General features: G+C 69.7%; 12 protein-coding genes. 9 read left to right on the top strand and 3 right to left on the bottom strand.

The features are described from left to right. Positions 1-17: 17 nt before the first annotated feature. Complete coding sequence (locus tag E6G92_13515) at positions 18-1,229, top strand: M20 family metallopeptidase (GenBank protein ID TMJ17613.1); 1,212 nt, start codon at positions 18-20, stop codon at positions 1,227-1,229. A gap of 134 nt (positions 1,230-1,363) precedes the next feature. Here E6G92_13515 and ubiG read toward each other — a convergent pair whose 3' ends face one another. After that, complete coding sequence (ubiG, locus tag E6G92_13520) at positions 1,364-2,089, bottom strand: bifunctional 2-polyprenyl-6-hydroxyphenol methylase/3-demethylubiquinol 3-O-methyltransferase UbiG (GenBank protein TMJ17342.1); 726 nt, start codon at positions 2,087-2,089, stop codon at positions 1,364-1,366. 53 nt (positions 2,090-2,142) lie between these two features. On the opposite strand from ubiG, the gene E6G92_13525 reads away from it, so the two are divergent. The 6 genes from E6G92_13525 (at position 2,143) to bamD (ending at position 9,369) form a co-directional block, all read left to right on the top strand. After that, on the top strand, positions 2,143-3,381 hold the full coding sequence (locus E6G92_13525) for an aspartate kinase (protein ID TMJ17343.1): 1,239 nt from the start codon (positions 2,143-2,145) through the stop codon (positions 3,379-3,381). Between the two features lie 44 nt (positions 3,382-3,425). Then, positions 3,426-4,412 (top strand): 2-nitropropane dioxygenase, encoded by a 987-nt coding sequence (locus tag E6G92_13530; protein TMJ17614.1) that lies wholly within the window; start codon positions 3,426-3,428, stop codon positions 4,410-4,412. Positions 4,413-4,422: 10 nt separating this feature from the next. Further along, positions 4,423-5,214 carry a methyltransferase domain-containing protein gene (locus tag E6G92_13535; GenBank protein ID TMJ17344.1) on the top strand — a complete coding sequence of 264 codons (792 nt, stop codon included), beginning with the start codon at positions 4,423-4,425 and terminating at the stop codon, positions 5,212-5,214. A 50-nt stretch (positions 5,215-5,264) separates the two neighbouring features. Continuing rightward, on the top strand, positions 5,265-7,541 hold the full coding sequence (gene ptsP, locus E6G92_13540) for a phosphoenolpyruvate--protein phosphotransferase (GenBank protein ID TMJ17345.1): 2,277 nt from the start codon (positions 5,265-5,267) through the stop codon (positions 7,539-7,541). Positions 7,542-7,589: 48 nt separating this feature from the next. Next, positions 7,590-8,417, top strand: a complete 828-nt coding sequence (locus E6G92_13545) for a helix-turn-helix domain-containing protein (GenBank protein ID TMJ17346.1) — start codon at positions 7,590-7,592, stop codon at positions 8,415-8,417. A 76-nt stretch (positions 8,418-8,493) separates the two neighbouring features. Then, positions 8,494-9,369 carry an outer membrane protein assembly factor BamD gene (gene bamD, locus E6G92_13550; GenBank protein TMJ17347.1) on the top strand — a complete coding sequence of 292 codons (876 nt, stop codon included), beginning with the start codon at positions 8,494-8,496 and terminating at the stop codon, positions 9,367-9,369. A 72-nt stretch (positions 9,370-9,441) separates the two neighbouring features. Here bamD and E6G92_13555 read toward each other — a convergent pair whose 3' ends face one another. Beyond that, positions 9,442-9,918 (bottom strand): twin-arginine translocation signal domain-containing protein, encoded by a 477-nt coding sequence (locus tag E6G92_13555; GenBank protein TMJ17348.1) that lies wholly within the window; start codon positions 9,916-9,918, stop codon positions 9,442-9,444. Positions 9,919-10,232: 314 nt separating this feature from the next. Further along, the gene (locus E6G92_13560; GenBank protein ID TMJ17349.1) at positions 10,233-10,820 is read right to left on the bottom strand and encodes a hypothetical protein; all 588 of its coding nucleotides are present in this window, start codon (positions 10,818-10,820) and stop codon (positions 10,233-10,235) included. Between the two features lie 135 nt (positions 10,821-10,955). On the opposite strand from E6G92_13560, the gene tilS reads away from it, so the two are divergent. Both tilS and E6G92_13570 read left to right on the top strand, forming a co-directional pair. Further along, entirely contained in the window at positions 10,956-11,900 is a 945-nt protein-coding gene (gene tilS / locus E6G92_13565; protein TMJ17350.1) for a tRNA lysidine(34) synthetase TilS, read from the top strand. 93 nt (positions 11,901-11,993) lie between these two features. Next, positions 11,994-12,884: a DUF2171 domain-containing protein gene (locus E6G92_13570; GenBank protein TMJ17351.1), complete on the top strand. Its 891-nt coding sequence runs from the start codon at positions 11,994-11,996 to the stop codon at positions 12,882-12,884. Positions 12,885-12,918: the final 34 nt, after the last annotated feature.

The raw sequence follows: 12,918 nt of genomic DNA on the forward strand, positions 1-12,918 counted from the left end.
CCCCCGAGGAGCAGGCGATGGCCGCCGCCGTCGACCGCGACGCGGACCGCACCATCGCGCTGCTCGAGCGGCTGGTGAACCGCAACAGCGGGAGTCTGAACCTGGAAGGTGTCGCCGCGGTCGGCGAGATGATGCGCGGAGAGCTGGAGCCGCTCGGCTTTACGGTCCGCTGGGTCGACATGCGCGAAACCGGCCGCGCCGGGCATATCGTGGCGACCCATGCCGGGCGCGGGCGCAACGTGCTTCTGATCGGCCATCTCGACACCGTATTCGAACCGGAGAGCCCGTTCCAGCATTTCACCCGCGAGGGCAATCGCGCCACCGGCCCGGGAGTCGGCGACGACAAAGGCGGGCTCGCGGTGATCGTCGCCGCGCTTCGCGCGATGCACGCGGCGGGGACGCTGCGCGATGCCAACGTCACGATCGTTCTGACCGGCGACGAGGAGCGGCCGGGATCGCCTATCGCGGTCGCCCGGCGCGACCTGATCGCCGCCGGGCGGGTCGCGGACTTCGCCCTGGAATATGAGAATCTGGCCACCGAGGAGGGCCGCGATTTCGGGACGGTGGCGCGCCGCAGCTCGACCAGCTGGACGCTCACCGCGCATGGACGCACCGGCCACAGCTCCGGTGTCTGCAGCGCCGATCTCGGCTGCGGCGCGATCTACGAGATTGCGCGAATCCTCGATTCCTTCCGCCGCGAGCTGGCCGAGCCCAACCTCACCTACAATGTCGGGGTGATCGGCGGCGGCACGCCGGCCGCGATCGATACCGACGGCTTTCGAGTCACCGCCTCGGGCAAGACCAACATCATCGCGGAGACGGCGATCGCGCGGGGAGACATACGCGCGCTGACGCCCGAGCAGGACGCGCGGGTGCGCGCGGCGATGCAGGCGATCGTCGCCCGCCACCTGCCCGCCACCTCGGCCGAGCTGGTCTTCGCCGAGGACGGCTATCCGCCGATGGCGCCGACCGCAGGCAACCGCGCCATCCTGACCCGCCTCAACGCGGTCAACCGCGATCTCGGCCTCCCGGAGATGGCCGAATACGATCCGGCCCGCCGGGGAGCGGCCGATTCAAGCTTCGTCGCGGGAGACGCCGATACTCTGGCCGGGCTCGGCGCGGAGGGCGACAGGGCTCATGCGGAAGGAGAATCGATCGCGCTCGACGGCCTGATCCGCCAAGCCAAACGCTCGGCCCTGCTGATCACCCGGCTGACCCGGGAACGCTGAAGAATAATCCTCCCCTGCATTTGCAGGGAAGGGGGACCGCACGAAGTGCGGTGGAGGGGCTTTCTTTCGTGACAAAGAACCCCCTCCACCATGCTCCGCATGGTCCCCCTCCCCGCGAAATCGCGGGGAGGATTTCAGGGGCGCTTCGCCGTCAGCAGGTAGTTGAGCGAGCAATCCTCGCCGAGGGTGAAGCCGCGCGTGAGGCTGAAGCCGAGGCCGGTGACGTCGGCCACCTCCAGCCCGGCTCCGGCGACCATGGCCTTCAGCTCCTCGGGCGTGATGAACTTGTCCCAATCGTGCGTGCCCCGCGGGATCCGCCCGGTGGCCTCGGCGACGCCCACCAGCAGCAGGCGCGACCAGCGGGTGCGGTTCGGAGTCGAGAGGATCAGCAGGCCGCCCTCCGCCACCGCCGCCGCCAGCCGGCCGACGAACGCCGCCGGATCGGCGACATGCTCGATCACTTCGAGCGACGTGACGAGATCGAACCGCCCGTCCAGCGCCTCCACGCCCCCGGCGCGATAGTCGATCTCCAGCCCCTGCCCGAGCGCATGTTCCCGTGCGACCGCGATGTTCTCGGGCGCCGCGTCGATCCCGGTGACCTGCGCCCCCAGCCTTGCCAGCGGCTCGGCAAGAAGGCCGGCGCCGCAGCCGATGTCCGCCGCGCGCTTGCCGGCGAGCGGCTTGAGGTCGTGCTCGTCGGTCTGCCAGTGATGATCGATCTGCTCGCGGATATATTTGAGCCGCACCGGACCCAGCTTGTGCAGCATCGCCGAGCTTCCGCGCGGATCCCACCAATCGGCGGCGAGCGCGCCGAAATGGGCGGCCTCCCTGGGGTCGATGGAGCTGCTTGCATGGGCCATGGCCGCTCCCTAACAGTGCGCCCGATCTTTTCCCACCGCCTTTCGGGAGCCCCATGCCTCGCATCGTGATGAAGTTCGGCGGCACCTCGATGGCGGGCATCGAGCGGATCCGCCACGTCGCGGGGCTGGTGAAGCGGGAGGTGGAGTCCGGCAACCAGGCCGCCGTCGTGGTCTCGGCGATGGCCGGCGAGACCGACCGGCTGGTCCAGCTGTGCCGCGAGGCGGCCTCGCTCTACGATCCGCGCGAATATGACGTCGTCGTCGCGTCGGGCGAGCAGGTGACGAGCGGCCTGCTCGCCATCACCCTACAGGGCATGGGGCTCAACGCGAAATCCTATATGGGCTGGCAGCTTCCGATCCGGGCCAGCGGCCACGCCGCCGCCTTGATCGACCATATCGACGCGGAGATCCTCGAAAGCGTGTTCGCGCAGGGCGGGATCGCAGTCATTCCCGGCTTTCAGGGAGTCACCGCCGAGGGCGACCTCGCCACGCTCGGTCGAGGCGGATCGGACACTTCGGCGGTCGCTCTGGCCGCGGCGATGAAGGCCGACCGCTGCGACATCTACACCGACGTCGACGGCGTCTATACCACCGATCCGCGGATCGTGCCGCGCGCCCGCAAGCTCGATATGGTCACCTACGAGGAGATGCTCGAGCTCGCCTCGGTCGGCGCCAAGGTGCTTCAGACGCGCTCGGTCGGGCTCGCCATGCGCTACAACATGCCGCTCCAGGTCCTCTCCTCGTTCGAGGACCTGCCCGGCACCATGATCGTCGGCGACGACGAGATCGAGGACGGCCTTATGGAACGCAACGTCATCACCGGCATCGCCCACGACAAGAACGAGGCGATGGTCACCCTGACCGGCCTGCCGGACAAGGCGGGGACGGTCGCCGCGATCTTCGCTCCGCTGGCGGACGCGAACATCAACGTCGACATGATCGTCCAGAGCGTGCCGCGCAAGGGCGAGCCGAGCACCTTGACCTTTACGGTCCCGAACGCGTCGCTGGCTCATGCGGTGGCCGCGCTCGACGAGGCGAAGGCGGGGATCGGCTTTTCCGAGCTCATCACCGATACCGACGTGGTGAAGGTCAGCGCGGTCGGCGTCGGCATGCGCTCCAACGCGGGGATCGCGGCGAAGATGTTCGAGACGCTGGGGAATCGCGGAATCAACATCCTCGCCATCACCACCTCGGAGATCAAGGTCTCGGTGCTGATCCCCGAGGATTATACCGAGCTCGCCGTGCGCGTGCTCCACACCGCCTTCGGGCTCGACGCGGAGGATGCGGCGTGAGCGACACGAATCCCGACATCGGCCACGACCGGCTGAAGCGCCACATGAAGCGCGGCGCCGATTTCCTCGGCTGCGATTATGCGGTGCTCGGCGGGGCGATGAGCTGGATTTCGGAGCGCAACCTCGTCTCCGCGCTCAGCAACGCCGGCGCGTTCGGGGTGATCGCCTGCGGGGCGATGACGCCGGACCTGCTCGACACCGAGATCGCAGAGACGAAGAAGCGCACCGACCGCCCGTTCGGCGTCAATCTCATTACCATGCACCCCATGATTTCCGAGCTGATCGACGTCTGCGCGAGGCACGAGGTTACTCACGTCGTCCTAGCCGGCGGCTTGCCGCCGCCAGGCGCGATCGACCGGATCAAGGGCAATGGCGCCAAGCTGATCTGCTTCGCGCCCGCGCTCGCGCTCGCGAAAAAGCTGATCCGCTCGGGCGTCGACGCGCTGGTGATCGAGGGGATGGAGGCGGGCGGCCATATCGGCCCGGTCTCGACCTCGGTGCTCGCCCAGGAGATCCTGCCGCCGCTCAGCGCGGAGGTGCCGATCTTCGTCGCCGGCGGGATCGGCCATGGCGGGCTGATCGCCGGCTATCTCGAGATGGGCGCGGCCGGCGTTCAGCTCGGCACGCGCTTCGTCTGCGCCACCGAGTGCATCGCCCATCCGAACTTCAAGAAGGCCTTCATCCGCGCCTCGGCGCGCGACGCGATCACCTCCGTCCAGATCGATCCGCGCCTGCCGGTGATTCCGGTCCGGGCGCTCAAGAACCGGGAGATGGAAAGCTTCGCCGCCAAGCAGCGCGAGGTCGCGCAATTGCTCGATGAGCAGAAGGTGGAGATGATGGAGGCCCAGCTCCAGATCGAGCATTATTGGGCCGGCGCCCTGCGCCGCGCGGTGATCGAGGGCGACGTGGAGACAGGATCGGTCATGGCCGGCCAGTCCGTCGGCATGGTGAAGGAGGAGGCGAGCGTCGCCGCCATCCTCGCCCAGCTGATGGACGAAGCCGCCCACGCGCTGGAGCGACGCTCGGCCTAAGGAGGATGCGATGACCGCCGCCGACAGCGCCTTTTCCGGCTCGATTCCCGCTCTCTATCACGAGCGCCTCGGGCCGCTGCTGTTCGAGCCCTATGCCTGGGATATGGCCAGGCGCGTCGCCACTCTTGAACCGGCGCGGATCCTCGAAACCGCCGCCGGGACCGGCATCGTCACCGGGGCGCTGATGCGCGAGGCGGGCAAGGCCGAGATCGTCGCCACCGATCTCAACCAGGCGATGATCGACGTCGCCGCCGGGCGGCTGATGTCGTGGCGGGTCACCTTCCGGGCCGCCGACGCCCAGGCCTTACCCTTCGAGGATGAGAGCTTCGACGCCGTGGTCTGCCAGTTCGGCGCGATGTTCTTCCCGGACCGGATCGCCGCCTATCGCGAGGCGAAAAGGGTGCTGAAGCCCGGCGGCCGCTTTCTGTTCAACGTCTGGGACCGGATCGACCGCAACCCGGTCAGCTCCGCCGTCTCCGCCGCCGTCGCCGCTCTGTTTCCAAGCGACCCGCCAAGCTTCCTCCGCCGCGTGCCTTTCGGCTATCACGACAAGGCGGCGATCGAGGCCGATCTGCGCAGCGCTGGCTACGACGACGTTTCCGCAGAGACCGTCGAGAAGACGAGCGTGGTGAACGCCCGGGCCGCCGCCATCGGCCTGTGCGCGGGCTCCCCGCTCCGCGCCGAGATCGAGGAGCGCGACCCCGCCCGGCTCGAGGAGGCGATCGATGCCGCCGCCGCCAGCCTCGTCCACCTGGACGGCGGGGAAGCGCCGATGTCGGCGCACGTCTTCAGCGCCGGATAATCGCGGCCTGGCCGTTGGACGGCGCGGCCATATCTGATAGCGGACGAGCTATGGCCACCGCCACCTCCGCCGCCTCCGCCCGCGAGATTCTGACCGGGCTGCACGACGTTATGGCGTCGAAGCTCGGCGCTCAGGGCAAGCTGAACAAGGTCGTCCGGATCATCGCCGAGGCCATGGCCAGCGAGGTCTGCTCGATCTACCTGCTGCGCGACGGGCTGCTCGAATTGTTCGCCACGGTCGGCCTCAACCAGGAGGCGGTCCACGTCACCCGGCTCGCGCCCGGCGAGGGGCTGGTCGGAACCATCGCCCGCGAGGTCGAGATCCTCAACCTCGACGAGGCCGCGAGCCACCCCGAATTCGCCTACCGGCCCGAGACCGGCGAGGAGCTGTTCCACAGCTTCGCCGGCGTTCCGATCATCCGCAAGGAGCGGGCGATCGGGGTTCTCGCGGTCCAGCATGCCGAGCCGCGCGCTTATGACGAACTCGAGATCGAGGCGCTGCAGACGGTGGCGATGGTCCTTTCGGAGCTGATCTCCAACGCCGGCCTCGCCGACAAGGCCACGTCGGCCGCCGACCAGGCCCGCGACGACGGCATGGCCCGCCTCGACGGGCTCAAGCTGGTGACCGGAATGGGCGAGGGGGTGGCCGTCTATCACCAGCCGCGAATCCTGATCGAGCATACGGTCGCCGAGGATATCGAGGCCGAGCGGAGGCGGGTCTATTCGGCCTTCGCCAAGATGCGCGAGCAGATCGACGCGATGATGGGCCAGGCCGAGTTCGGCACCGTCGGCGAGCATCAGGAGGTGCTCGCGACCTACAAGATGTTCGCCTATGACGAGGGCTGGTCGCGGCGGATCAACGAGGCGATCGATTCCGGGCTTACGGCCGAGGCGGCGATCGAGCGCGTACGCCAGCGCACGGCCCAGCGCATGCGCCAGATCGACGATCCCCTGCTCCAGGACCGGATGCACGACCTCGACGATCTCGCCAACCGGCTCCTGCGCATCGTCTCCGGCCAGCTCGGCACCGCCGCCAAGGCCGGAATGCCGCAGGACGCGATCCTGATCGCCCGCAATCTGGGGCCCGCGGAGTTGCTCGAATATGACCGGCGCAAGCTGAAGGGCGTGATCCTCGAGGAAGGATCGCTGACGGCGCATGTGACGATCGTCGCCCGTGCGATGGGCGTGCCGATGATCGGGCGCGTGCGCGGCGTTCGCCAGCAGATCGCGGAAGGCGATTTCGTCCTGCTCGACGGCGGCGAGGCGATCGCCTTCGCCCGGCCTACGCCGGCGATCCAGGAGGCGTTCGACACCAAGCTCGCCGCCTCGAAGAAGCGAAGCGCCGAATTCTTCGCGGTCAAGGACAAGCCGCCGGTGACCCGCGACGGCGAGCGAATCCAGGTGATGGTCAATGCCGGCCTTCGCGACGACGTCGCCCATCTCGGCGCGACCGGCGCCGATGGGATCGGCCTGTTCCGCACCGAATTCCAGTTCCTCGTTTCCGCCACCTTGCCCAAGCGCGAAGCGCAGCAGCGGCTTTACAAGGCCGTGCTCGACGCCGCGGGGGGCAAGCCGGTCGTCTTCAGGACGGTCGACGTCGGCGGCGACAAGAGCCTGCCCTATCTCGACACCAATCCCGAAAATGAGGAAAATCCGGCGATGGGCTGGCGGGCGCTGCGCCTGGCGCTCGACCGCGACACTTTGATGAAGGCCCAGGCCCGCGCCCTTCTGGAGGCGGCCGCCGGGCGTGAGCTCCGGGTCATGTTCCCGATGGTCTCCGAGCCCTGGGAGTTCGACGCGGCCAAGGCGATCGTCGAGGAGCAGAAGGCCTGGCTCGCGGCGCGCAGGAAGGCGCTGCCGAAGAAGATCCTCTACGGCGCGATGCTCGAAGTGCCCTCGCTCGCCGAGGTGCTCGACCTGCTGCTGCCGAGGCTCGATTTCCTCTCGGTCGGCACCAACGACCTCACCCAGTTCCTGTTCGCCGCCGACCGCTCCAACCCGCGCCTCGCCGAGCGCTACGATTGGCTTTCGCCGGCGATCCTGCGCTTCCTCAAGCGCGTGGTGAAGATCGCGGACAAGGCCGGCGTGCCGCTCGGCGTCTGCGGCGAGATGGGCGGGCGCCCGCTCGAAGCGCTGGCGTTGATCGGAATCGGAGTGTCGCGCCTGTCGATCACCCCCGTCGCGGTCGGTCCGATCAAGGCGATGATCCGCTCGCTCGACGCCAGGGCTGCCCGCGCCCAGCTCGATCGCCTGCTGAAGACTCCGCCTCCCAACATGCGCGCGGCGCTCGGCGAATGGGCGGAAAAGCACGGCGTGTCGATTGGCTAGAACGATGCCGTAGGTCTACGGGGCCGGTTGACAGTGCGGGCGGCTGCGATGAGACAGGGCGGGATGAGCGACCAGGACGACAATCAGGCGAACGAGTTCGTCACCCTCGGCGAGCGGTTGAGGCTCGCGCGCGAAGCGAAAGGGATGAGCCTCGACGACGTCGCCAGCCGCACGCGGATCCCGATCCGTCACCTGCAGAATATCGAGCGCGAGGATTGGGACGCGCTGCCCGCGGCCACCTATGCGGTCGGCTTCACCCGCAATTACGCCAATGCGATCGGTCTCGACGGCGCGGCGCTGGCGCGCGAGCTTCGCGACCGGATCGGAACGCCGACCCACCGCGCCGCGGCGCCGGTCTATTACGAAGCGGCCGATCCGGCCCGGGTGCCGCCGCGCTGGCTCGCGCTGATCGCTGTAGTCCTCGCCGTCGTCCTGATCGGCGGCTACCTGATGTGGCGCAGCAGCCTCGACAGCGGGCCGGAGGCCATAACCGTGGCGGAAGCGCCGCCAGAGGCCCCGGCGCCCGCCGCCCCGGCCGCGCCGGCGCCAGCCTCGCCCCAAGCGCTCGCGGGCCAGCCCGTGAGCCTCGTCGCGACCGGCGAGGTCTGGCTTCGGATCACCGAAGGCCCCGGAGGCGCGGTGATCTATTCCGGATCGCTCGCCGCCGGCAATCGCTACCAGATCCCGCCGACGGCGCAGCGGCCGACGCTGCGCACCGGCCGGCCGCAGAACCTCCACGCCAATGTCGGCGCGCAGGACCTGGGTCCGCTCGAGGCGAGTGAGCATACGGTCGACAATGTCAGCCTGCGCGCCGAGGACCTCGCCGCCCGGCCGCGCGTCGGAGGCCCGGCCCCCGCGACGCCTCCGGCTCAGTAATTTCGTCGCTTAAAGGCTGGCGGCGGCCGCGACGCTCCCATATCATGCCCGGCGTTGGCAGGATGCGGGGGTTTCAATGCGTTTCCATCTTCTCGGGCTGGCCCTGATGGCCTCGGTCGCAATGCCCGCCATCGCCCAGCGGGCGGAGCCGATCGATCGCCGCGTCGAGCGGCTGGAACAGCAATTGCGGGCAGTTCAGCGGCGAGTCTTCCCAAGCGGGAACGTCGAGCCGGAAATCGCCCCGGGCTCGGTGCAGGGCTCCGGCTTCGGCGCCTCGGGCGACGCGCTTTCGAGCCTTAGCGCCCGGGTCGACGCGCTCGAGGCGCAGCTTCGCTCGCTGACCAGCCAAGTGGAGGAGTCCAATTATCGCACGCGCCAGTTCGAGGACCAGATCGCGCGGCTGAGGACCGACCTGAACGGGCGGATCGAGCGGCTCGAAAGCGCACCGCGCGCCGCCGCCGAGCCGGCGCCGCCGCCGCGGGTGCGAGAGCAGCCGGCCGCCCCGGCCGAGGCGGAAGCGCCTCCCGCTCCGGCGCCGGCAAGGACCGCCGACGACGCCGAGGAAGCCTATAATGTCGGCTACCGGCTGTGGAGCGCACATCGCTACGCCGAAGCGGCCGGAGCGCTCGGCGACGCCGCCACCCGCTTCCCCAACAGCCGCTGGGCGAGCTGGGCGCGCAACCTTCAGGGCCGCTCCTATCTCGACGACAACAAGCCGGCCACGGCGGCGCGAATCCTGCTCGCCAATTACCAGGACAATCCGCGCGGCGAGCGGGCGCCCGACAGCCTCTATTATCTCGGCCAGGCGCTGACACGGCTCGACCGGCGCGCCGAGGCCTGCCGGGTCTATGACGAGCTGGCCTCGGTCTATCCCGACATGCGCGACACGATCCGATCGCGCCTGCCCGAAGCGCGCACCGCCGCGCGCTGCGCTGCGCCGACCAGGAACTGATCGCGCGCCTCCAATAAGCGGCCGGCGGCCCCGAGGGACCGCCGGCCGGTATTTTCTATCGATTCAGGCTGCTTAGCAGTGGCGGCCGCGGCTCGCCGGATCGGCGTAGCGCCCGCTGTCCGAATCGGAACAGGACCGGCGGCGCACGCAGCGTCCGTTGCCGGCAGGATCCGAATTGCGCCCGGTGTCCGAATCGGTGCAGCCGGTACGGCGGCGGCGGCAGCGGCCGTTGCCCGCCGGATCCGAGTTGCGGCCGGTATCGGAATCGGTGCAGCCGGTGGTCCGGCGGCCGCCGCCGCAGCTGCGGCCGGCGCCGGCCCGATCGGAATTGGGGCCGCTGTCGGAATCGCTGCAGCTACCGCGACGCCCGCCGCAGCTGCGGCCGTTGCCGCCGGGATCGGAATTGGGGCCGCTGTCGGAATCGCTGCAGCCCGATTGGGCCGCCTGCGCCTCGTCGGTGGCGATGACGCCGATCGCCCCCGCGGCGGCGACGCCCCCGGCGACGGTGGCAAGGAAGGAACGGCGGTTCAGTTTGCGTGTCGGTTTCATCGTGCGATGCATCCCCTTCGCCCAATGTGGAGGCCGCTCGCGCGACCCGAAGACCCCCAAGGGTTACCAGATTTCCCGGGCATGCAAAGCGAAAATGGTTGCGGGCGCGAAACCGCGCCCGCAATTCGCTCTAACCCAGGTGAGATCGGCGCAATGAGATAAGCTTATCGACCTTCAGCACGATATTGCTCCCTCTCCCATGGGGAGAGGGCTGGGGTGAGGGGTTCGGACGTCGGCGAACAAACACGAACTCCGTAAACCGAACCTACCCTCCCCCTCAGGGGGAAGGATAAAAGGCTGAATGCGGATGCAGTTTAACGGCAGCGATGGCCGCGTCCGGCCGGATCGCCATAGGTGCCGCTGTCCGAATCGCTGCAGCGCGGGTTGCCCCGGCCGTAGCCGGACGCATCGGCGAAGCGGCCGGAATCGCTGTCCGTGACTCCGGTCCGAACGCGGCCGGAGCAGCTGCGGCCTTGCCCGCCCGGATCGGCATTGGGGCCGCTGTCGGAATCGCTGCAGCGGCGCGTGCCGCGCCCGTTGCCCGGAGGATCGGCATATGGCGCGCGATCGCTGTCGGTGAGGCCGCTGCGTCCACCGCGGCAGCTGCGGCCGTGGCCGACGCCGTCCGAATTCGGGCCGGTGTCAGAATCGGTGCAGCCGCCGCAGCTGCGGCCGCGGCCGCCGGGATCGGAATTGGGGCCGCTGTCGGAATCGCTGCAGCCGGCGGTGCTGCCGCAACTGCGCCCGCGCCCGCTGGGATCGGAATTGGGACCGCTGTCGGAGTCGCTGCACTGGAAGGCCTGCGCCTCTCCGCTGACGGTCAGCAGAGCGCCGCCGATGACGGCTCCGCCGGCGACCTGGGTCAGAAACGAGCGGCGGTTGAGCTTGCGCGACGCCTTCATCGAGAAATCTCCCCTTATTCGGTGCGCGGCCTTTTTAGCCTGCGCCCGAATCGGCATAACATGAACTTTTGCGGCGACAAAGCGCGGATGTCTTGCGCGAATGACGGCGCCCGCGGCATCCTCTATCAAGCGGGCATGGCCGATCCCGACGCCGCCGCGACTGCCCGCTTCCGCGCCGATCTCGATCGCCTCGGCCTCGGCGCGGCGCGGCCTTTCGGCGTGGCGGTATCAGGCGGGCCGGACAGCCTCGCCCTGCTTCTGCTCGCCAACGCCGCCTTTCCCGGGCTGATCCATGCCGCCACGGTCGATCACGGGCTAAGGGCCGAGAGCGCGGACGAGGCGGAGACCGTCGCCGCCATCTGCGCGCGCATGGGCGTCCCGCACGCGATCCTGTCGGCGGGGATGGTCGCGACGTCCAACGTCCAGGCCGCGGCGCGCGCGAGGCGCTACGACCTGCTGGCCTGGTGGGCCGAAGAGAACGGTCTCGCCTGCATCCTCACCGCCCATCATCTCGACGACCAGGCCGAGACCCTGCTGATGCGGCTGCTTCGCGGCTCCGGCCTCGCCGGGCTGGCCGGCATCCGCGCCAGGCAAGACCGGCCCGTCCCCGTGCTTCGCCCGTTGCTCGGCTGGCGGCGCGCCGAGCTTGAAGTGATCGTCCTGGCGGCCGGCATCGAGCCGGTCCGCGATCCGAGCAACGCGGACGACAGGTACGACCGCGCCCGCCTTCGCAAGCGCCTTGCCGAGACCGGCTGGATCGATCCGGCCCCGCTCGCGCGAAGCGCCGCCGTTCTGGCCGAGGCCGAGGAAGCGCTCGGCTGGGTCGAGCACATGCTTTGGCAGGAGCGCGTCGCCGCCGCCGGCGACGGCTTCAGCCTCGACCCGATCGGCCTCCCTGCCGAGCTCAGGCGGCGGCTGGTGCTTGGCGTGCTTGCGGCGATCGGCGGCCCGGCGCCGCGCGGCGACGAGGTCGCGCGGCTGATCGCCACGCTCGAGGCCGGCGGCACGGCGACGCTTTCCGGGACGAAATGCGTCGGCGGGGCGCGCTGGCGGTTCGCGCCCGCCCCGCCGCGCCGCTGAACCGCTCCAATCCGGCGACCGCTTCCGGAACGGCGGCACCGGGCCCTTCGTTTTGCCGATGCGTTTCCATCCCCTCGAGCGAAGGAGCAGATCATGGCACAGGACAATGGCAGGCGCGGCGGCCGCGGGCGGCAGGACGAGCGCGGCCCCGAATGGCGCGGCGACGAGGGCTTCGGCGGCGGCTGGGGCAATCAGGTGCCGCGCCCGCACCGGCTCGGCGACCGCAACTGGCGCGGGCAGTCCGACGATCCCTATGGCGATTCCCAACGCTACGGCCCCGGCGAGGGACACGGCTATGGCGGCGGCGGGGGCTGGTACGGCCCGGCGACGACCTCCACCGACTATCGCTATGGCGGGCCTGGCCTCGACACCGAGTTCAGCAACGGTCCGCGCTTCGACCAGGTCGACGTCGGCCGCGCCGGGGGCCACGGCGCCTATCCGGTCGCCTCGTCCTCCAACCTCGGTTACGGGCCGGGCGCGGGCGGCGGGTTCGGAAGCTCCGCGCGCGAATATATGCTGGCCCACGATCCGCATTATACCGAGTGGCGCCACCGCCAGATGGCCGAGTTCGACCGCGACTATGAAGATTATCGCCGCGAGCACCAGTCGCGCTTCGACCGGGAGTTCGGCGAGTGGCGGGGCCGCCGCCAGGAGCAGCGCGCCGCCGTCGGCCGGGTCACCGGGCATATGGAGGTGGTCGGCGCCGACGGCGAGCATGTCGGAACCGTCGACTGCACCCGCGGGGACCGCCTGGTGCTGACCCGGAACGACGACAGCGCCGGCGGAATCCACCACATGATACCCTGCGGCTGGATCGACCGGGTCGAGGACAAGGTGATCCTCAACCTCGACGCCAAGGAAGCGCGGCGGCGCTGGGAAGAAGATCATCGCAGCCGCGCCCTATTCGAGCGCGAGCGCGGCGGCGAGCGCGGCCCGCACGTGCTCAACCGAAGCTTCGCGGGCACCTATCGCGGCGAGCGCTGAAATAAATCCTGCTCCCCGCCGTCAACGGCGGCGG

The organism is Alphaproteobacteria bacterium (assembly GCA_005883305.1).
Lineage (GTDB): Bacteria > Pseudomonadota > Alphaproteobacteria > Sphingomonadales > Sphingomonadaceae > Allosphingosinicella.